Source organism: Geodermatophilus sp. SYSU D00758 (genome assembly GCF_054049955.1).
The window spans coordinates 1-19,726 of the sequence record NZ_JBJGYK010000040.1 but is presented as its reverse complement, the minus strand read 5'-3'; the positions used below and the strand labels follow the sequence as shown (position 1 = coordinate 19,726).

At 76.2% G+C, this 19,726-nt stretch carries 16 protein-coding genes and 1 riboswitch; of the genes, 12 read left to right on the top strand and 4 right to left on the bottom strand.

The features are described 5' to 3' along the window. Window positions 1-21: 21 nt before the first annotated feature. A riboswitch (cyclic di-AMP (ydaO/yuaA leader) is annotated at window positions 22-180 on the top strand. A gap of 3 nt (window positions 181-183) precedes the next feature. Next, the gene (locus tag ACI8AC_RS20935) at window positions 184-765 is read left to right on the top strand and encodes a transglycosylase family protein (RefSeq protein WP_456899770.1); all 582 of its coding nucleotides are present in this window, start codon (window positions 184-186) and stop codon (window positions 763-765) included. Here ACI8AC_RS20935 and ACI8AC_RS20930 read toward each other — a convergent pair. Continuing rightward, window positions 747-3,275 (bottom strand): hypothetical protein, encoded by a 2,529-nt coding sequence (locus ACI8AC_RS20930; protein ID WP_456899769.1) that lies wholly within the window; start codon window positions 3,273-3,275, stop codon window positions 747-749. The two genes, ACI8AC_RS20935 and ACI8AC_RS20930, sit on opposite strands and share 19 nt — an antisense overlap. 96 nt (window positions 3,276-3,371) lie before the next feature. On the opposite strand from ACI8AC_RS20930, the gene treZ reads away from it, so the two are divergent. After that, window positions 3,372-5,144: a malto-oligosyltrehalose trehalohydrolase gene (gene treZ / locus ACI8AC_RS20925; protein ID WP_456899768.1), complete on the top strand. Its 1,773-nt coding sequence runs from the start codon at window positions 3,372-3,374 to the stop codon at window positions 5,142-5,144. A gap of 1 nt (window position 5,145) precedes the next feature. Next, window positions 5,146-5,934 carry a dihydrofolate reductase family protein gene (locus tag ACI8AC_RS20920; RefSeq protein ID WP_456899767.1) on the top strand — a complete coding sequence of 263 codons (789 nt, stop codon included), beginning with the start codon at window positions 5,146-5,148 and terminating at the stop codon, window positions 5,932-5,934. Here the strand turns inward: ACI8AC_RS20920 and ACI8AC_RS20915 are convergent. Beyond that, entirely contained in the window at window positions 5,874-6,503 is a 630-nt protein-coding gene (locus tag ACI8AC_RS20915) for a hypothetical protein (RefSeq protein WP_456899766.1), read from the bottom strand. The two genes, ACI8AC_RS20920 and ACI8AC_RS20915, sit on opposite strands and share 61 nt — an antisense overlap. Window positions 6,504-6,570: 67 nt before the next feature. On the opposite strand from ACI8AC_RS20915, the gene ACI8AC_RS20910 reads away from it, so the two are divergent. The 5 genes from ACI8AC_RS20910 to ACI8AC_RS20890 all read left to right on the top strand — a co-directional run bounded on the left by ACI8AC_RS20910 (window position 6,571) and on the right by ACI8AC_RS20890 (window position 11,340). Further along, on the top strand, window positions 6,571-7,644 hold the full coding sequence (locus ACI8AC_RS20910; RefSeq protein WP_456899765.1) for an ATP-dependent DNA ligase: 1,074 nt from the start codon (window positions 6,571-6,573) through the stop codon (window positions 7,642-7,644). Window positions 7,645-7,849: 205 nt separating this feature from the next. Further along, window positions 7,850-9,409 carry an alpha/beta hydrolase gene (locus tag ACI8AC_RS20905; RefSeq protein ID WP_456899764.1) on the top strand — a complete coding sequence of 520 codons (1,560 nt, stop codon included), beginning with the start codon at window positions 7,850-7,852 and terminating at the stop codon, window positions 9,407-9,409. 48 nt (window positions 9,410-9,457) lie between these two features. Next, window positions 9,458-10,525, top strand: coding sequence for a DNA polymerase domain-containing protein (locus ACI8AC_RS20900; RefSeq protein ID WP_456899785.1), 1,068 nt, complete (start codon window positions 9,458-9,460; stop codon window positions 10,523-10,525). Window positions 10,526-10,792: 267 nt separating this feature from the next. After that, on the top strand, window positions 10,793-11,068 hold the full coding sequence (locus ACI8AC_RS20895; protein WP_456899763.1) for a type II toxin-antitoxin system Phd/YefM family antitoxin: 276 nt from the start codon (window positions 10,793-10,795) through the stop codon (window positions 11,066-11,068). After that, window positions 11,065-11,340, top strand: a complete 276-nt coding sequence (locus ACI8AC_RS20890; protein WP_456899762.1) for a type II toxin-antitoxin system RelE family toxin — start codon at window positions 11,065-11,067, stop codon at window positions 11,338-11,340. The genes ACI8AC_RS20895 and ACI8AC_RS20890 overlap by 4 nt, the downstream gene beginning before the upstream one ends. 337 nt (window positions 11,341-11,677) lie before the next feature. Here the strand turns inward: ACI8AC_RS20890 and ACI8AC_RS20885 are convergent, their stop codons facing one another. Beyond that, a complete protein-coding gene (locus ACI8AC_RS20885; RefSeq protein WP_456899761.1) occupies window positions 11,678-15,040 on the bottom strand; it encodes a SpoIIE family protein phosphatase in 3,363 nt (1,120 codons plus the stop codon). A 231-nt stretch (window positions 15,041-15,271) separates the two neighbouring features. On the opposite strand from ACI8AC_RS20885, the gene ACI8AC_RS20880 reads away from it, so the two are divergent. Further along, window positions 15,272-15,913 carry a dihydrofolate reductase family protein gene (locus tag ACI8AC_RS20880; RefSeq protein WP_456899760.1) on the top strand — a complete coding sequence of 214 codons (642 nt, stop codon included), beginning with the start codon at window positions 15,272-15,274 and terminating at the stop codon, window positions 15,911-15,913. A 53-nt stretch (window positions 15,914-15,966) separates the two neighbouring features. On the opposite strand, the gene ACI8AC_RS20875 is transcribed toward ACI8AC_RS20880, so the two are convergent. Continuing rightward, window positions 15,967-17,535 carry an SHOCT domain-containing protein gene (locus tag ACI8AC_RS20875; RefSeq protein ID WP_456899759.1) on the bottom strand — a complete coding sequence of 523 codons (1,569 nt, stop codon included), beginning with the start codon at window positions 17,533-17,535 and terminating at the stop codon, window positions 15,967-15,969. A 215-nt stretch (window positions 17,536-17,750) separates the two neighbouring features. On the opposite strand from ACI8AC_RS20875, the gene ACI8AC_RS20870 reads away from it, so the two are divergent. From ACI8AC_RS20870 to ACI8AC_RS20860, 3 genes are all read left to right on the top strand, one after another. Next, on the top strand, window positions 17,751-18,116 hold the full coding sequence (locus tag ACI8AC_RS20870; RefSeq protein WP_456899758.1) for a carboxymuconolactone decarboxylase family protein: 366 nt from the start codon (window positions 17,751-17,753) through the stop codon (window positions 18,114-18,116). Window positions 18,117-18,509: 393 nt separating this feature from the next. Continuing rightward, window positions 18,510-18,911, top strand: a complete 402-nt coding sequence (locus ACI8AC_RS20865; protein ID WP_456899757.1) for an SHOCT domain-containing protein — start codon at window positions 18,510-18,512, stop codon at window positions 18,909-18,911. Between the two features lie 31 nt (window positions 18,912-18,942). Next, entirely contained in the window at window positions 18,943-19,560 is a 618-nt protein-coding gene (locus tag ACI8AC_RS20860) for an Rv1733c family protein (protein WP_456899756.1), read from the top strand. Window positions 19,561-19,726 lie beyond the last annotated feature (166 nt).

Sequence of the window (19,726 nt, the reverse complement as noted above, 5' to 3'; positions counted from 1 at the left end):
CAACCCCGTCCGTCGGCCACCGCACCACCTGCACCGCTCCAGGACGGGGGCGGGGGACCCACTTCGACGCCCGCGGCCGACGGCCGCCGGCGTCTCGGGGTGAAGCCGCGCAGCGCGCGGCCGGGACACCGATCGTCCCGAACCCGACAGCTCACCTCGCAGGCGGCGGATCGGAGTTCTCCCATGCGCACGTCCTCCTCCCGCCGGGCTGCCCGGCTGGTCCTCGGCACCGCCCTGACCGCGGGCGCCACGGCGGCCGCCCTCGGCCTCGCCGGCCCGGCCGCGGCCGCCGTGCCGAACGACTGGGACGCCGTCGCCCGGTGCGAGTCCAGCGGCAACTGGGCCATCAACACCGGCAACGGCTACTACGGCGGCCTGCAGTTCAGCCAGAGCACCTGGGAGGCCTTCGGCGGCCTGCAGTACGCCGCCCGGGCCGACCTGGCGACCAAGGAGCAGCAGATCGCCACCGCCGAGCGCACGCTCGACGTGCAGGGCCCGGGCGCCTGGCCGACCTGCGGCAAGGCCCTCGACCCGTCGGCCCCCGAGGCCGGCACGGCGGCCGCCGCGCCCGCCCCGGCACCGGCCCCCGCGCCGGCCCCGGCCGCGCCGTCCGGCGCCACGCACACCGTCGTGGCCGGCGACACGCTCGGGAAGATCGCCGCGCAGCACGGCGTCGCCGGCGGCTGGCAGGCGCTGTACGAGAAGAACAGCGGCCTGCTGAGCAGCCCGCACGTGATCGCGCCGGGTCAGGTCCTGGCGCTCTGACCGCCCCCGGCCGCCGGGGGTCCGGCGTGACCGCGCGTCACCCGGCTCCCGGCGGCCGGACCGGGCCGTCGTCCGGCCGCCCGCTGCGCCGGACCGACCGGAGGGGGCCCGGGGACCCGCCCGTCGGGGACCCGGCCCCGGGCGACCGCCAGCGCGAGCGGCCAGTCCGGGTCGGTCCAGTACCCGCTGTGCCCGCCGGTCCCCGTCACCGCGCGCGTCTGCAGAGCGGGGTCGCCGGGCACGGGGTCCAGCAGGCGCCACTCGTCGCCGCACACCCGTCGCCCGGTCCGCGGGTCCAGCCAGTCCGGCTGCAGCCGCGCCGGGTCGTCGAGCCGGCGGGACCGCAGCGGCCCGCCGTCGCGGGTGTGGTCCCAGCTGGTGACCGGCCCGGCGACGGGGTCGGTGTCGCGGTAGAGGTTGACCCACCGGAACGCACCGGCCACGTCGCGCAGCAGGTCGGCGGTCACGTAGTGCGGGAAGCCGCGGGCGAACTGCTGCCGCAGCTGCGACCCGAAGGTCACCCAGCGCACCCGGGACCGGGCGGGCTCGGGCAGCCACAGCAACGCGACCAGGGAGATCAGGCTGCCCTGGCTGTGCGCCGCCACGACCACCTCGGGCGCCGGGTCGGGGTTGCGCCCCGGCAGCGCGCCGGCCGGGTCGTCACCCCCGCGGTCGGCCAGGGGGTCGGCCACGCCGAGGTGCCAGCAGATCCGGCGGAGCAGCGCGGGCACCACCTCGGACGCGTAGGGCGGCGGCACGAACGGGTGCGCCGCGCGCGGCCAGAACGCCACGACGTCCCAGACCACGTTGAGGCCCCGCCGGGCCGCCTCCGACCGCAGCGCGCCGCGGGCCAGCAGCACGGTGCCCAGCCCGATGCCGAGCAGGGTGGCCTGGCCGAGCGCGATGACGACGTCGTCGCCGGTGACGGCGCCGCCCGGCGGTGAGGCGACCCCGGTGAGCACGCTGGCCGGGAAGGGCGGCTCCTGCCCCGCGCCGCGGCCGCCCCACGACGCCAGCCCGATCGCGGCGGCCAGCACCAGGCCCAGCGCCGTCCAGACGGCGAGCACGAGCGGGACGTCGTTCTTCAGCCGTGCCCGCTGCATCGCCGCCGCCGCCCGCCGCACCCAGGGCTGCGGCAGGCGCAGCGCGGGCGGATCGCCGAAGGTCATCGCGTGCCGCGCCCGGACCCGGAACGCCGCCCGCCGCCGGCGCGCGCGCACCCACCCCGCCGCCCCCAGGACGGCGAAGACCACCGCGGTGACGCCCCACGCGTAGGAGAAGCGCTGCAGCAGCGCCGGGACCTCGACCTCGGCCGCGGTCAGCACGTCGAGCAGCTCCGCCACGCCCAGCGTGACCCCGGCGGTGGAGCCCACGGCGAGGAAGCAGCCGACCGCCGTGGCCAGGGCGGCCGACATCCCACCGGCGAACCGGCGGAACGGCCGCGGCACGCGCTGCGCGGCCGGGCGCGTCGCGGCCGCCAGCACGGCGACGGCCAGGGCCAGCAGCGGCACGGTGGCGGTGCCCACGAGGACGAGGACGCCGACCGCCGGCTCGCTGCCCGGCAACCGGCCCACCCCGGTGACGTCGGAGGCCAGCACCGCGGCCAGCGCGAGCAGCACGGCCGCGACGGTGAGCACCCGCAGCGCGGTGGCGGCGAGGAGGACCGCGCGGCGGACCCAGGGCCGCTCCCGGGTGGCCGTGCGCACCGTCGTCCGCCGCTCCGGGTCGCCGCTGACCAGGACGGCGAACCCGACGAGGGCCAGGAGCACGGCCGGGTACCACCGGAACGGCTCGGCCCACCCCGTGCCCGCGTCCACGGCGACCGAGAGGCCGAGCCAGGCCACGACCAGCAGGCCGGCTGCCCGGTGCAGCCGGCGCAGCGCGGGGCTGTCCGGATCGCCGTCGAAGAAGGCGGCGTCGCCCAGCCCGGGCAGCCCGTCGGCCCCGTGGCCGAGGTCGCGCGGCCCGGCCTGCGCGAAGCGGTACCGGCGGCCGGTCTCGACCTGGCCGATCCGGGACAGCCCGACGACGAGCAGGGCGGCCAGCGCGAGGGCGGCGGCGACGACCACCCGGTCGGGCACCGGGAGGCCGCGGCGGGTCAGCCACTGCCAGGCGAGGAGGTCGACCACCACCAGGCAGGCCGCCAGCGCGAACAGCCCGGTGAGGACCAGGCCGACGGTGCGCAGCAGCGCCCCGCAGCCGGCGTGCAGACGGCGCTGGGCGGCGGTGCTGGGCGGCGGCAGCATGAACTGCGCGGCGTTGACCATGCCGAAGGGGATGAGCAGCAGCCACAACCCCTGGGTCCACGACCCGGAGGTCCAGCGTCCCCAGTGGAAGGCCTCGAGCACGTGGCCGTCCGGGGCGGGGACCTCGAGCCCCTGGGCGTCGGTGGGCCGGAAGCACCGGCTGCGGTCGTCGCCGGCCACCTGGGCGGTGTGGGCGCTGCCCAGCAGGTAGTCCGGGGGCGTCCCGCTGACACCGTGGACCCGCAGCTCGACCCACTCGGCCATCGCCTCCCCCTCCCGGCTCGGACGGACGGTTGGCGGTCGGGTTCGCGGGCATGATCGACCCGATCCGAGCGCCCTGACCACCCCGGAGGACCCCGCATGCCCGCACCCGCCGAGTTCGCCGTCTGGGCCCCGCTGCCGGAGCGGGTGCGCCTGCAGGTCGACGGGGCCGTCCACGAGATGACCCGGGACGGGCACGGCTGGTGGCGGGCCGCCGTCGAGGCCGGGCCCGAGGCCGACTACGGGTTCCTGCTCGGCGACGACGAGAAGGTCTACCCCGACCCGCGGTCGCGCCGGCAGCCGCAGGGCGTGCACGGCCCGTCCCGCCGGTTCGACCCGGCGGCCCACGCGTGGGGGGACCGGGCCTGGACCGGCCGGCCCCTGGCCGGGGGCGTGGTCTACGAGATGCACGTCGGCACGTTCACCCCCGAGGGCACCCTGGACGCCGCGATCGCGCGGCTGGACCACCTGGTCGACCTCGGCGTCGACTTCGTCGAGCTGCTGCCGGTCAACGGCTTCGACGGCACGCACAACTGGGGCTACGACGGCGTCCTCTGGTACGCGGTGCAGGAGAGCTACGGTGGCCCGGCGGCCTACCAGCGGTTCGTCGACGCCTGCCACCAGCGCGGCCTGGGCGTCATCCAGGACGTCGTCTACAACCACCTCGGCCCGTCCGGGAACTACCTGCCGCTGTTCATGCCGATCTTCAGCGAGGGCGGCGCCAACACCTGGGGCAGCTCGGTGAACCTCTCCGGCCCGGACTCCGACGAGGTGCGCCGCTACGTCCTCGACAACGCGCTGATGTGGCTGCGCGACATGCACGTCGACGGGCTGCGGCTCGACGCCGTCCACGCCCTGGTCGACGAGCGGGCCACCCACGTGCTCGAGGAGATGGCGCAGGAGGTCGACCGGCTGTCGGTGGCGCTCGGCCGGCCGCTGACGCTCATCGCCGAGAGCGACCTCAACGACCCGCGGATGGTCACCCCCCGGGTGGCCAACGGAACGGGCATCCACGCCCAGTGGAGCGACGACTTCCACCACGCGCTGCACTCGGTGCTCACCCGCGAGGGCCAGGGCTACTACGGCGACTTCGCCGCCGCCGGGCTCGCCGGGCTGGCCAAGACGCTGACCGGCGCCTACTTCCACGACGGCGCCTGGTCGAGCTTCCGCCGCCGGCACCACGGCCGGCCGGTGGACACCGCCCTGCTGCCGGGCTGGAAGTTCCTCGGCTACCTGCAGGACCACGACCAGATCGGCAACCGCGCGGTCGGCGACCGCATCTCGGCCTCCCTCTCCCCCGGCCTGCTCGCCGTCGGCGCGACCCTGGTGCTGACGAGCCCGTTCACCCCGATGCTGTTCATGGGCGAGGAGTGGGGTGCCGCGACGCCGTGGCAGTTCTTCACCAGCCACACCGATCCGGAGATCGGCCGGGCGACGGCCGAGGGGCGCAAGAGCGAGTTCGCCGAGCACGGCTGGGACGCCGACGAGGTGCCCGACCCGCAGGACCCGGAGACCTTCACCCGGTCCAAGCTCGACTGGACCGAGCCGGAGCGCGCACCGCACGCCGGGCTGCTGGCGCTGCACCGCGCCCTGCTGGCGCTGCGCCGCGCCCGGCCCGACCTCGTCGACCCCGACCTGTCCCGGGTCGCGGTGGCCTGGGACGACGAGGACCGGTGGCTGGTCGTCCACCGCGGGGCGCTGCGGGTGGTGGCCAACCTCGCCGGTGCCCCGCGCGAGGTCGACCTCGACCGGCCGGCCACCGGAGTCCTCCTCGCGACCGGCACCCACCTCGACCGGGGCGAGGAGCCCACCGTGGACGGCCGGACGGTGACGCTGCCCGCCGAGAGCGCGGCCGTGCTCACCACCGCCTGAGGTGCGCCGGCTGCTGCCCGCCCCCGGGCCGCGGGACGACGACCTCGCCGACGACCTCGCCGACGACACCGTGCTGGCCGACGCCTACCGCACGGCGCCGGGCCGCTCGGTGCGGGCGAACTTCGTCGCCTCGCTGGACGGCGCGATCACCGTCTCGGGGCGCAGCGCGGGCCTGGGCTCCCCCGCCGACGAGCGGGTGTTCCGGCTGCTGCGGGCCCTGGCCGATGTCGTGCTGGTCGGCCACGGCACGGCGGCCGCCGAGGGCTACCGCCCGATGACCGCCGGGTCCGCGGTCGGCCGGTTGCGCCGCGACCTGGGGCGCCCGCCGACCGCGCCGATCGCGGTGGTGTCCCGCCGGGCGTCGCCGGCGCCGGGCGACCGGCTGGCGGTGGCCCCCACGCTGCTGGTGACCTGCGCGGCCGCCGACCCCGGCCGGCGGGCCGCGCTCGCCACCGCGGGGGTCGACGTGCTCGTGTGCGGGGAGGACGACGTCGACCTGCCCACGGCGCTGGACCTCCTGGCCGACCGGGGCCTGGAGCAGGTGCTGTGCGAGGGCGGCCCGTCGCTGCTGGCCGCGGCGCTGGAGGCGGGGGTGGTCGACGAGCTCGACCTGACGCTGGCGCCGGCGCTGGTCGGCGGGGAGGCCCGGCTGCTGCCCGGCCGTCTCGCGGACGTCGTCCGGCCGCGCCTGGTGCAGCTGCTCGAGGAGGACGGCGTCCTCCTCACCCGCTACGCCGTCACGCGCTGGGCCGTCGAGGGGTCCCCGAGGACCCGGACGACGTCGCCGTAGCCGGTCAGCCGCCGGTCCGCGGGCAGCAGGACCAGGCCCTCGACGCGGACCCGGGCGACGAGGAGCCGGTCGAACGGGGCGCGGTGCACGTCCGGCAGGTGCTCGACGGCCGCGGCGTGCTCCGCGGTGACCGGTAGGTGGTGCAGCGCCGGCTCGCGGGCGACCCGGCGCGACCAGCTCCCGACGTCGGACCCCAGGAGAGCCTGCCGAGGCGCTCCTCGATCGCCAGCTCCCAGACGCTCACCGCGGACACCAGCCGCTGGTCGGCCTCCAGGACCGGTTGCCGGTCCGCACCGAGCCGGGACGACCGGGGCGCCGCCCTCACGAGGACGTGCGTGTCGAGAGGACCCCCACCCCTCCCCCTCGAACGCGCGCTGGCGGCCCTCGGGCAGCGGGTCGTCGACGTCCTCGGCGATCCGGACCCGACCGCGGTCGACGTCGAAGTCGGGGATGCGGCGTGCGGGCACCACGAGGTGGGCCACGAGGCGGGCGCGGTTGGTGATCCCGATTCCCTCGCCGGTGGCGACCCGCTCCAACAACCGGGACAGGTGCGTCTCCGCCTCGTGCACCCTGACGGAGGGTGGTCGTGTGAGCTGGTCCACTCAGCGCTGCGGCCGTCCTGATCTACTGACCGGCATGGACCTCCCGCTCCTCCCGCCGGTGAAGCCGATGCTGGCGAAGGCCACGACCACGCTCCCGGTCGCCGAGGGCCTGTTCTACGAGCCGAAGTGGGACGGCTTCCGGTGCATCGTCTTCCGCGACGGCGACGAGGTGGAGCTGGGCAGCCGCAACGAGCGCCCGCTGACCCGCTACTTCCCCGAGGTGGTCGAGGCGGTCAAGGCGGCCCTGCCCGAGCGCTGCGTGGTCGACGGCGAGATCGTCGTCCCCGACGGCGACCGGCTGCACTTCGAGGCGCTGCTGCAGCGCATCCACCCGGCCGAGTCGCGCATCCGGCTGCTCGCCGAGCAGACGCCGGCCTCCTTCGTCGCCTTCGACCTGCTCGCCCTCGGCGACGAGTCGCTGGTCGAGGTGCCGTTCGCCGAGCGGCGTGCGCGGCTGCGCGCGGTCGTACCCGGCACCGACGCGGTGCACGTCACCGCGATCACCCAGGACCCGGACACCGCCCGGCGCTGGTTCGAGCAGTTCGAGGGCGCCGGGCTCGACGGCGTGGTCGCCAAGCCCGCCGACCTCCCCTACGGGCCCGACCAGCGGCTGATGACCAAGGTCAAGCACACGCGGACCGCCGACTGCGTGGTCGCGGGGTTCCGCTGGCACAAGAGCGGCCCGGTGGTCGGGTCGCTGCTGCTGGGCCTCTACGACTCCGACGGCGAGCTGCAGCACATCGGGGTGGCGGCGTCCTTCCCGATGAAGCGGCGGGCCGAGCTGGTCGAGGAGCTGGCCCCGTACCGGGCCGACGCGCTCGACGGTCACCCCTGGCAGGACTGGGCGAACGCGCAGGTCGACGGCAGCGGCACCGAGCAGCGGATGCCCGGGGCGCAGAGCCGCTGGAACGCCGGCAAGGACCTCTCCTGGGTACCGCTGCGGCCCGAGCTGGTGGTGGAGGTCAGGTACGACCAGCTCGAGGGCCGGCGGCTGCGGCACACCGGGCACTTCCTGCGCTGGCGGACCGACCGCGAGGCGCGCAGCTGCACCTACGACCAGCTCGAGGTCCCGGTGCGCTACGACCTCGCCGAGGTCTTCTCCGGCTGAGACCGCGCCGAGGTCGTCTCCGGCCGAGACCTCGCCGAGGTCGTCTCCGGCCGACGCGCCGGGCGCCGGGCGCCGGGTGTGATCCTGGTGACGGTGCGGTCGCCGCGGTGGGGGTGCGGACCGCGAGGTCAGCGGCCGGGTCGGCGGGGTCCCGCGGGCCCGGGGCGCCTGCACCGCCGCCGTCGGCCACCTACCCTCGACGATCATGCGCCTGTCCCGCGGTCTGCTCGCCGCTGCCTCCGGCCTGCTCCTGGCCGTCACCGGCTGTTCCTCCACCGGGGACGAGCCGGCCGCCTCCGCGCCGTCGTCGACGTCGGCCGCGCCGGCCGAGGCGATCGCGCAGGACATCGAGTGGACGCCCTGCGACGAGCAGATCGACCCGCTGATCGCCGGGACGCCGGGCAGTGAGCGCGACCTCGCCTTCGAGTGCGGCCGCACCGAGGTGCCGATCAGCTACGAGGAGCCGGACGGCGCCACGCTGCCGCTGTTCCTCGTCCGCGCGCGGCTGGCCGGCCAGACCGACCGCATCGGCTCGCTGCTGGTCAACCCCGGCGGGCCCGGCGGGTCCGGCGCCGACGCGGCGATCGGCTCGGCCCTGACGCTGCCGGAGGACGTGCTGCGCCGCTTCGACCTGGTCGGCTTCGACCCGCGCGGGGTGGGCCTGTCCACCCCGGTCGAGTGCGTCCCGGCGGAGCTGAAGGACCGGCTGGTGGCCGCCGAGCCCCGGCCGACCACCGAGGAGCAGCTCGACGAGACCTTCGCCCTCGCGCAGGAGGTCGCCGACGGCTGCGCCGAGGAGTACGGCGACGCCCTGGGCACCTTCAACACCGTCGACACCGCCCGGGACATGGACCTGCTGCGCCAGTCGCTGGGCGACGAGCAGCTGACCTACCTCGGCTACTCCTACGGCACCACGCTGGGCTCCACCTACGCCGAGCTGTTCCCGGAGAACGTCCGCGCGCTCGTGCTCGACGCCGCGGTCGACCCCGACACCGACCCGGTGGCCGACGCCGAGACCAGCGCCGCCTCCTTCGAGGCCGGCTTCGACGCCTTCGCCGCCGACTGCACGCAGCTGGTCTCCGGCTGCCCGCTGGGTGAGAACCCGCGGCAGTTCGTGCAGGACCTGCTGGCGCAGGCCGCGCAGGCGCCGATCCCGAGCGCGCGCGAGGGCGAGACCCGGCAGGCCACCCCCGGCGTCGTCCTCACCGCGGTCCAGGCCGCGCTGTACGACACCGGCGCGTGGCCGCAGCTCGCGCAGGGCCTCGCGGCCGCGCGGCAGGGCGACGCCCAGCAGCTGTTCTCCCTGGCCGACAGCTACTACGGCCGGCTGCAGGACGGCACCTGGTCCAACCTCATCGACGCCAACCTGGCGGTCAACTGCGCCGACAGGGACCCCGACGAGCAGGTCGACGAGCAGCGGGTGCGCGAGCTGGCCGCCGACTGGGGCCAGCGCTACCCGCTCTTCGGTGCCGGCTCGGCGACCGGCCTCTACACGTGCTCGGTCTGGGAGGCCGAGCGCACGCCGCTGCCGGAGCGGGACGCCGCGGGGGCCGCGCCGATCCTGGTGGTCGGGAACACCGGCGACCCGGTGACCCCGCTGTCGGGGGCGCAGGACCTCGCCGAGGACCTCGAGTCCGGCGTGCTGCTCACCTGGGAGGGGCAAGGCCACACCGCCTACCCGAAGACCGACTGCGTCACCCAGGCGGTGGGTTCCTACCTCATCGACCTGGTGGTCCCGCAGGACGGGCTGACCTGCCCGGCCTGACTCCCCTAGGGTCCGCGGGGTGAGCTCCTCCCCCGGGTCCGGTCGGTGATGGCGTCGTCGAAGGACGCCGTCATCCTGCAGGTCGACGGTCGGGAGGTGCGGGTCTCCAACCCGGAGAAGCCGTACTTCGCCGAGCGCGGCATCCGCAAGATCGACGTCGTCGAGTACTTCCTCGCCGTCGGCGACGGGATCCTGGCCGCCCTGCGGGACCGGCCGACGACGCTGGAGCGCTGGCCGGGCGGGGTCTTCGAGGGGGCGCGGCTCTCGACCCGGGTGGACAACACCGGCGACGCCTTCTACCAGAAGCGGGTGCCGAGGAACGCCCCCGACTGGGTGCCGACCGCGCACATCACCTTCCCGAGCGGCCGGACGGCGGACGAGATCGCGCCGGACTCGGTCGCCGTCGTCGCCTGGTGCGCCAACCTGGGCACGCTGACCTTCCACCCGTGGCCGGTCGACAAGGCCGACGTCGAGTCGCCGAACCAGATCCGCATCGACCTCGACCCGCAGCCGGGGACCGGCTTCGCCGACGCCGTGCGGGTGGCCCCGCACGTCCGCGAGCTGCTCGGCGAGTTCGGCATGCAGGGCTGGCCGAAGACCTCCGGCGGGCGCGGGGTGCACGTCTACGTGCCGATCCAGCCGCGGTGGACGTTCACCGAGGTCCGCCGCGCGGTGATCGCCTTCGGCCGCGAGCTGGAACGCCGACTGCCCGACCGCGTGACCATGTCGTGGTGGAAGGAGGAGCGCGGCGAGAAGATCTTCATCGACTACAACCAGATGGCCCGGGACCGCACGATCGCCAGCGCGTACTCCATCCGGCCCCGGCCGCACGCCCCGGTGTCAGCGCCGGTCGACTGGGACGAGCTGCCCGACGTCCGGCCCGAGGACTTCGACGTGCTCACCATGCCCGCCCGGTTCCGCGAGGTCGGGGACAGGCACGCGGGCCTGGCCGAGCACGCCTTCGGCATCGAGCCGCTGCTGGAGCTGGCCGACCGCCAGGCCCGGGACTCCGACCTCGGCGACCTGCCCTACCCGCCGGACTACCCGAAGATGCCGGGCGAGCCGATGCGGGTGCAGCCGAGCCGGGCCAGGCGTCCGACCAGCGCGGACGGATGAGTCGGCGCTCAACGCCGGGGAAGCACAGCGATCACTCGACGAACAGCTCACGTCCTGCAGTGACTCGGGCGCATTCCTCCGGTCGCCTTTCCGGGCGCCTGGAACCAATTTCTGACACACCGTGGACCATCGAGCGCAGCGGCTGGAGCGTCCACTGTTCCTTCTGCTCGCGGATCGCCCCTCGGCCGCGAGCAGGTGCTCGACGAGCTGCCCGGCCCCCGGCCGAGCTCCTTGACCCCCGCTGACGAACTGACCATGATTAAGGTCATGACGACGCAGTCCCTGGCGGCGGTCAAGGCGCACTTCAGTCAGGTGATCGACGAGGTCGCCGGCACGCACGAGCGCGTCACCGTCACCAGGAACGGCAGCCCGGTCGCGGTCATCCTCGCCGTCGAGGACTACGAGTCCCTGATGGAGACCCTGGAGGTCCTCTCCGATCCCCGAGCGCGCTCGGAGATCAGGCAGTCGGAGGCAGCGATGGCCGCTGGCGAGGTCTATGGCGAGGCCGAGGTGCGGGCCGCACTCGCGGCCCGCCGGCGGTGACCGGCCCTCCTCGGTACACCGTCGTCCTCTCGGCAGCGGCCAGGCGGGCCATCGAGCGCGACCTCCCCGAGCCGGTGGCCGTCGCGGTCGTCGGCTTCCTCTACGGGCCGCTGGCTGCGCACCCGTACCGCGTCGGGAAGCCGCTCCGTTTCGGACTCGAGGGCTACTGGTCCGCTCGACGAGGCCAGTACCGCGTCGTCTACTCGATCCAGGACGACGAGGTCCTCGTCAGGGTCGTGCGCATCTCGCACCGCGCCGACGTCTACAGCTGACCGATACTCCGTGCCGGTCCAGACGCGACAACTCGCCCGATGACCCACCCGCTGACGCTCATCCGCGACGTGCGCCCTTGCCCCCGTGAACAGCGTTTTCGTGATTCACACCCCGAAGATGCCGGGCGAACCGATGCGTGTGCAGCCGAGCCGCGCCAGGCGGCCTGCCGGCGCGGACGGGTCGATCCGTCGCCGTCCGGGCGCCCGGGGGCGTTCCTGACGCGCCCTCCACGGGATCGGGCGCGCCCGCGAGGCGCACCGGCGCCTGGGGCCGGGTGATCGACCGTGAGCGGGACGCGCGCCTGTTCCCCGCGGGGTCCGGGCGGTGCGGGCTCGGTCAACGCCGGTCCCGCCGCTCGCTGCCGGACAGAGCGCCGGGAAGTCCGGCCAGGTCCAGCAGCCGCCGCGTCGGCCCACCGGCGGGCAGCACCACCTCCATGCCGTCGCCGGCCACCTGAACCGCCTCCAGCAGGAGACCGACGCCGACGCTGGCGACGAACCCGAGGCGGGTCAGGTCCAGGACGGCCGGCCGACCGGCGTCCAGCTCGGCCAGCAGGGCCGCGCGGACCGTCTCGACCCCGGCCAGGTCCAGGTCACCGGCGAGCTCCAGGCAACGCCGACCGCCCGCATCGGTGACCGCCAGCGTCGCCGGGGCCGACGCGACGTCCGGGGGCCGGGCTGCGGACCCGGTGGGCGCCGCGGCGGGCGGCAGCCGGAAGCGCAGCACGGTGCCCGCCGGCCGCCGGTCGACGTCCACGTCGACGGCGAGCGCACGGATCATCTGCAGCCCCCGGCCGCGGAAGCCCGGATCGGCCGGGGCGGGGAGCCAGGAACCACCGTCGCGGACGGTGACGCGCACACCGCCGTCCCGGTCGGCCACCAGTTCCACGTCCACCCGGCCGATTCCTCCGGTGTCGCGGTAGGCGTGCTCGACGGCGTTGGCCACCGCCTCGCCGACGGCCAGCTGCAGGTCGTCAGCGGCGAACTGCCCGACCGCGGCGTCGGCTGCCCACGCCGCCACCGCGCGCCGGACGCCGGCCAGCCGCGCGGGGTCGGCGGGCAGATCCAGGCGCAGCGGTGCGGGCAGCGGGCGGAGGGCGACCACGGCGATGTCGTCGTCGGTGCCGGCGGGGCCGACCAGCTCGGCCAGCGCGCCGTCGACGAGGGCGTCCAGCGACGCGGACGCCCGGGCGGTGACCGCGGCGGCCAGCCGGCGAAGGCCCTCGTCGAGGTCGGCACCGCGCACTTCGATGAGCCCGTCGGTGAACAGCAGCAGGGTGGAGCCGGCCGCCAGGACGGTGCCCGCCTCGGGGCGCGCGCGGGTGCCGGGCAGGCCGAGCGCCGGCCCGAGCCCGCCGTCGAGGAACCGGGCTCCGGCTGCGGAGGCCACCAGCGGCGGCGGGTGCCCGGCGCGGCTGCAGGTGAGCTCGCCGGTGGCGGGGTCCAGCAGCAGGCAGGCGGCGGTGCTCACCCGGGAGCCGGTGATCGGCGCGGCGAAGCCGTCGAGGAGCTCCAGCGCCCGGCCCGGGGAGAACCCGGCGAACAGCAGGGTGGCCAGCGAGCTGCGCAGCTGCCCCATGACCGCGGCGGCCGGCGCACCGTGGCCGACGACGTCCCCGACCGCGACGGCGACCCGCCCGTCGGGCAGGACGAGCACGTCGTACCAGTCGCCACCGGCCGAGGTCCCGGCGACGGCGGGCAGGTAGCGGGCGGTGACCGCCAGCCCCTCCGGCTGGGGCAGCGCGGCGGGCAGCAGGCTGCGCTGCAGGGTCTCGGCCATCTCCCGGCGCACGTCGGCCAGCGCGGCCCGCTCCAGCGCGGCGGCAGCCTGCCCCGCGACCGTGAGCAGGAAGGTCCGCTCGGCGGCGTCGAAGCGCCGGGGCCGACCGAACACCACACCGACCGCGCCGACGACGCGGTGGCCGGCCAGCAGTGGCAACGCCGCCGTCGCCTGCGTCTGCGCCTGCAGGAACGGCTCGACGTCCGGGTAGCGCGCGAGCAGGGTCTGCCGGTCGGGCAGCCACACCGGGTGGCGGGTGCGGGCGGCGTCGGCCAACGGCAGGGACGCGGACAACCGGATGGTGGCGAACTGGGTCGTCCAGCCGGGCGAGTGCCCGTCGATGTCGATGGTGTGCAGCTGGCCGTCCCCACCGAGGGTGCACACGGCCACCACCGAGGCATCCAGGGCCTCGCGCAGGTTGGCGGCGAGCGCGCCGGCGGCATCCGCGGCGGTGGCCGCCGCGGCCAGTGCGGCGGTGAGCGCCTGCAGCTGCCGCTGTCTGACGGCCAGCCGCTCGGCGGCGACCATCGTGGCGATCCGCTGGCCGAGGTCGGCGGCGAAGGCGACGTCCGACTCGTCGTAGCCGGTCCGGGTGTCGGTGGCGACGGTGAGCAGCCCGACCGGCTCTCCGGCGGTGCTCAGCGTCGCGGTCAGCCACGAGCGGCCGCCCAGCGCGGACAGCGCGGTGAGCTGGTGCTCACTCGCAGTGGCCTCCCGCAGGACCTGCTCGGTGACCTCGGGGACGGCGAAGGCCCGGCCCCCGTCGACCGGCTCGGTGAACTCCCGCGGCACGCGCAGTGCCCCGACCGCCAGCACCCGGTCGGCGACGGCAGCGGGTGCGGCGGCCACCGGCCGGTAGCGCTCGTCGTCGCCGCGCAGCCACACCGCCGCCCAGTCGCCGAGCTCGCCGGCCAGCAGCCCGGCCACCGCGGCCAGCCGCTCCTCCACGCCGCCGGGGTCGGTCAGCGCTCGACCCGCGGCCGCCAGCAGGGCCGCGGCCTGCTCCCGACGACGGGCCGCGGTGACGTCGAAGAGCGCCGCGTGCAGCGTCCGCGGAGCGCCGTCCCCGTCCCGGGCGACGTGACCGAGGTGCTGCAGCCACACCCACCGGCCGTCGGCGGCACGCACCCGGTAGGTCAGGCTGAAGTCCACGCCGCCGTCGGCGATCTCGGCCCGCACGCGGGCCAGGACCTCGTCGCGGTCGTCGGGGTGCAGGATCCGGGCCCACAACCCCGCGTCGGCCAGCCACCGGGAGGCCGGGTACCCGAGCACCTCCTCGGCGCGCTCGTTGACGAAGGTCAGCTCCAGCGTGGCCGGGTCGCGCTCCCAGACGATGGCGTTCAGCCCGGCGACGGTGGCCTGCAGCCGGGCGACGCTGGCCTCGGCGGCCCGCCGGGCGACCTGCTCGGCGACCGCGGCGGCGCGGGCGGCCTCGCCCTCCCGCCGGGCGGTGATGTCCTGGATGCTGCCCCGGACCAGCTGGCGGCCGGGGTCGGGCAGCACCAGCAGGGTGATCTCGCACGGCACGTCGGTGCCGTCGGCGCGCCGGTGGGTCCACTCGAACCGGGGCCGCTCCCCGGCCAGCGCCCGGGCGATGTAGGCCTGCGCCGCGATCGCCGAGGGACGTCCGTCCGGCTGCACCGGCGGGCTGATCGCCGCCGGACCGACCCGCAGCAGCTCCGCCCGGCTCACCCCGAACAGCTGCTCGGCCGCGGCGTTCACCGAGACGAAGTGACCGGCGGCCACGTCGAGGATCACGATGGCGTCCGGAGCATGCTCCACCAGCGCCAACGTCCGTTCCAGCTGAGCCCGGACCGCGCGCAGCTCCACGCGGACCAGCTCCAGCTCGGCGCGGACGTCCTCGTCGGCGGGGGCCCGCTGCGGCGCGGCACCGCTGGGTGCGACTGGGGGATCGTCCACGGCCACCACCGGCCTCGGCGCGCTGTCCACGGCTCGGACACCACGAACGGTAGCGCGAGACCGGGAGGGCCCCGGCGGCTCAGGGTCACCGCCGCGGCCGGGAGGGCCCGGTGGCCGGGGAACGAGGGCAGCACACCGACGTCGTCGGTTTCCGCGAGGGGCTGCGCTCAGTTCCCCGGCGACGGCCGGTCCCACTCGTGACGGGGACGGCCACTTCACCGGGAGCAGGGCATGGGTCTCATCCACATCGAGCTGTTCGCGACGCTCGACCTCGTCGGGCAGGCGCCCGGCGGTCCTGACGAGGACCCGGAGGGGTTCCCGTTCGGCGGCTGGCAGGCGCCCCTGCTGGACGAGGTGGCCGAGGCGCAGGTCGGTGCCGCCTACGAGGGCACCGACGCCCTGCTGCTCGGCCGGCGGACGTACGACATCTTCGCCGCCTACTGGCCGCACCAGGAGGGCGGCCAGGACGGCGGGATCGCCAGGCTGTTCAACCGCGTCCCCAAGTACGTGGCCTCCCGCGGCAGGCCCGACCTCCCCTGGGCCGGGTCCACGCAGCTCGGCCCGGACCTGGCCGGCGCGGTGCGCGGGATCCGGGAGAGGCACGAGCACGTGAAGGTCGTCGGGAGCCTGGACCTGGTGCAGACCCTGCTGCGCGAGAAGCTCTTCGACCGGCTCGACCTGTGGGTGCACCCGGTCGTGCTCGGCGTCGGGAAGAAGGTGTTCGACGGGGGTGCGGTCCCCACGAACGTCACCCTCCTCGAGCCGCCGGTGGCCGGTCCGACGGGCACGGTCCACCTGCGCTACGGGCTGGCCGACGGCACGCCGGGTACGGGGGACATGAGCGCGCCCGGTCGCGGCAGCAGGTCGGGATGACGCCCACGGGGTCGCGGACGACGGCCCGGCCCTCCGGGTGGTGACCCGACCGGTCACACGCCGAGGAGCCGACCCTTCTCGCGGGTGAACTCCTCCTCGCTCAGGACGCCGGCGTCGCGCGCCTCCCCCAGGCGCACGAGCAGGTCGAGCCGGCCGCCGAGGGTGGAGAGCGTCTCCGGCGTCAGCGCGGCGGGCACCAGCGGCTCGGGCGCGGGCGCCGGAGCCGTGTCGACCAGGGTGGCGACCGGTGCCCCGCCCGGGCCGCCGCCGGCGGGCTCCGCCGTCCACCGCGGGGCCGGGACCGCGGCCGCGGGCACCGCGGACGGCGCCGCCGGCTCGGGCACCGCCGGGCCGGGCGCGCCCGCGGGTGCCGCCCCCTGCCCGTCGGCGGCCGGCTCCGCCGCCCTGTCCTGCAGCCACTCCAGCGCACCGAGGTAGAGGGCGACCGGCGCGGCGACCCAGATGAGCACCGACAGCGTCGGCCCCGGCCAGAAGAGCAGGACGACCGCGCCGACCGCGATCCCCGCCCACCGGGCCGGGCCGAGGTGCGCCCGCACCCAGGCACCGAGGTGCGCGGTCCGCTCCGGGAGCTCCAGCCCCTCGGCGAAGCCCCGCCACCAGAGGGCGACGCGCCGCGTCCAGGGCTCCCCGGCAGCCGGCGCGGCGCCCTCGCCCGGCGCGGCGCCCTCGGCGGCGCGGGCCCGGGCCTCCTGCCGGCGGTGCAGCTGCGCCCGCGCCGACGCGAGACCGCGCCGCACGCCGGCCACGAGGCCGAGCCGGCCCCAGACCAGGGTCAGCACGAGGACCAGCAGGACGGCGGCCAGCAGCCACAGGGTCCAGGACCGCAGGCTGCCGGCGAGGACGTCGTACACCGCGCCCACGGCGTCCCGGTTCTCCTCGCGCACCCGCGGCAGCAGCAGACCCCGGGTCACCCGCAGGGCGGCGAGCACGAGGAGGACCAGCACCGTCGCGGTCACCGCCCAGGCCCGCAGCGTGCCGCGGCGGCGGCGCGAGATCCCCAGTGCGCCCGCGAGCGCGCCCAGCGCGACGAGGCCGAGCCACCACCACACCGACTCGAGCAGGTCGACCGCCGAGTACACCTCCGGGGCCTCGGCCGGGGTCAGGAGGGTGACGCCCACGTCGTCGGGCAGCAGGTCCAGCACCTGGCCGGCGACCCCGTCCTGCGCCGCGTCGGGCACGAGCCCCTTCGCCTGCCCGAGGGTGTACTCCACCGGTTGCCCGGCGATGAGCTGGCCGTGCGCGGAGGTGAGTGCTGCGGTCGTCAGCGGCCGGAACGGGTCGTCGGTCAGCAGCCGCTGCACCCCGGCGGAGACGACGGAGCGGATCCCGCTCTCCACGGTGGGCTCGAACTGCTGCAGCCGCTCCGGCAGGACCGCCACGGCCTCGTCGACGGCGTCCTGCACCACCGGCTGGGTCATCACGGTCTCCGTCACCTGCTCGGTGATGCGGGACTCGACCTCCGGCAGGTCGACGATCGTCTCGACGTCGGACACGAACGCCTCGGTGTCGACCACGTTCTGGCGCGTCCAGAGCGACACGGAGGCCAGCACCAGCGCGAGGGCGCTGGCCAGGACCAGCAGGCCGGTGATCAGACGACGCATGGCTCGTCCCTCCCGCAGCGGGCAGGCAGGCGGGCGCGGTGCCCGGCCGACCGGGTCAGCGTCGTCCCGGGAGGGGCGCCGCTCATCACCCACGGTGGACGAGGCCGGGCACCGGAGGCGTCCCGCGGGCGCTGCGTCGTCCGCCCGGGATGAGGACCGGCGGCGTCCCCGTCCCGAGGCTGGACGCCGTAAGTCCCGGCCCGTCAGGAGGAGCCATGACCCGGACCGCCCGGGACAACGCACCGGGCCGCATCGCGCAGGGGGACGCCCCCGTCCTCGAGACGCTGCTCCAGACGGACCTCGACGCACTGGAGCGGTCGGGTCTCGACGCCGAGTCCTACCTGCTCGTCCGGCTGGCCGCCCTCGTCGCCATGGACGCCGCCCCGGCCTCCTACCTGGTCACGCTCGGGATGGCCGAGGAGGGCGGCCTGACCGCCGAGAAGGCGCAGGCCGTCCTGGTCGCGATCGCCCCGATCGTGGGGAGCGCACGGGTGACCGCGGCGGCGGGCGCCATCGTGCGGGGGGTGCTGGGCGCCGCCGCGCTCGTCGATCAGGTCGTCCCCGAGCAGCGCACGGAGTAGGTCGGCACCGCGCCCCGGCGGGGACCGGCCCGCGGACCCGCAGCTCGTACGTCCGACGTCCCACGTCCGCGCGCTCCCCCGCGGTCGGAGCGGGCACCGAGCCCGGTGCCTCGACCGTTCCGCAGGCGGGGCCCTCCCCCGGAGCCACTCGGCCGGCCGGACCACCCCGACGCCCGAGCCCCCGGGGCGCCTGCCGATCCGGTCCGATGAGCGGAAGCCTGGTGCAGCCGGGCGGAGGTGGCCTCCTCCTGCCCGGGCGAGACCGGCTCCGGGGAGGCCCACGGGTAGGCGACCGCCGGCCGACGGGCCGGACCGGTCATCCGAGCCGGGGGATGGGGACCGGCCGGCCGGTCCCCATCCTCAGCAGGACGACGTCCCGCACGGAGGTGCACCATGGTCGCGGCCGCCGACGACTGCCCGCTGGTCGACCTGATGTGGACGTTCGTCCTCTTCTTCGCACTGATGATCTACTTGTGGCTGGTCATCACGGTGTTCGGGGACCTCTTCCGCCGGCACGACGTGTCCGGGTGGGCCAAGACCGGCTGGGTCCTCGTCGTCCTGGTGCTGCCGTTGGTCGGCTCGCTCACGTACCTCGTCCCGCAGGGGCGCGCGATGGCGGATCGCGACGTCCCGCAGGTCCACCGCGTGCAGCGGCAGGACGGTGCCGTCGACGGCTCGAGAGCGGCTCCGGGCGTCCACCGCCTCGACGAGATCGCCGGGGCCAAGCAGCTGCTCGACCAGGGTGCGATCAACCCGCAGGAGTTCGAGCAGCTGAAGCGGCGCGTCCTCGTCTGAGCCGGCGCCCCACGACACGGAGGTCGGCACGATGGCCGCACAGCGCGAGACGTGCGTCCGCCGGTCGCTGCGCCGCTTCACGCTCGGCACCGGCCCGCTCCGTCGTCGTTCGGACCGGGTCCAGGTGATCGGACGGCTCGTCGTCGTCCTGTCGTTCCTCGTCGCCCCGGTGGTCGCCGTGGCCGTCTCGACCGCGGCGGCGGCGCACCTCCACGCGGTCGCCGCCGCCGAGGCGGCGGAGCGCTCTCGCGCCCGCGCCGTCGTGCTCGAGGAGGCACCGGGACCGGTGTACCCCCGTGGGGAGGCCTACGGCGCCCCTCCCGCGACGGTGGTGCCGGTACGGGCCACCTGGTCGGCCCCCGGTGGCCCGCACCGGCGGGGGTTCGTGACGGTGCTGCCCGGCACACCCGTCGGCACCGACGTGCTGGTGTGGATCGACCGGGACGGCGACCTCGTCCCGGCACCCCTCGACCGGTCGGTCATCCCGGACCGGGCGGCCGCGGCCGGGGCCCTGCCGCTGCTGGGGCTCCCCCTGGCGACCTGGGCCCTCCACGTCCTCCTGACCTCCGTCCTGGACGTCCGTCGGGAGCGGGCCTGGGAGGAGGAGTGGGCCGCGGTGGAGCCGGGGTGGAGTTCCCGGCTGCGCTGACCCGGCAGCGAGGCCGACCCGAGAGCGAGGCCGACCCGAGAGCGAGGCCGACCCGAGAGCGAGCGCGACGAGCCTGCCCGCCGCCGGGTGGCCGGCGGAGGTCGCACGGCCGGTCGGCCGGGCGCGCGCAGCCGCACCCCGCCGCGCGGCGCGGGCGGGGTGCGGC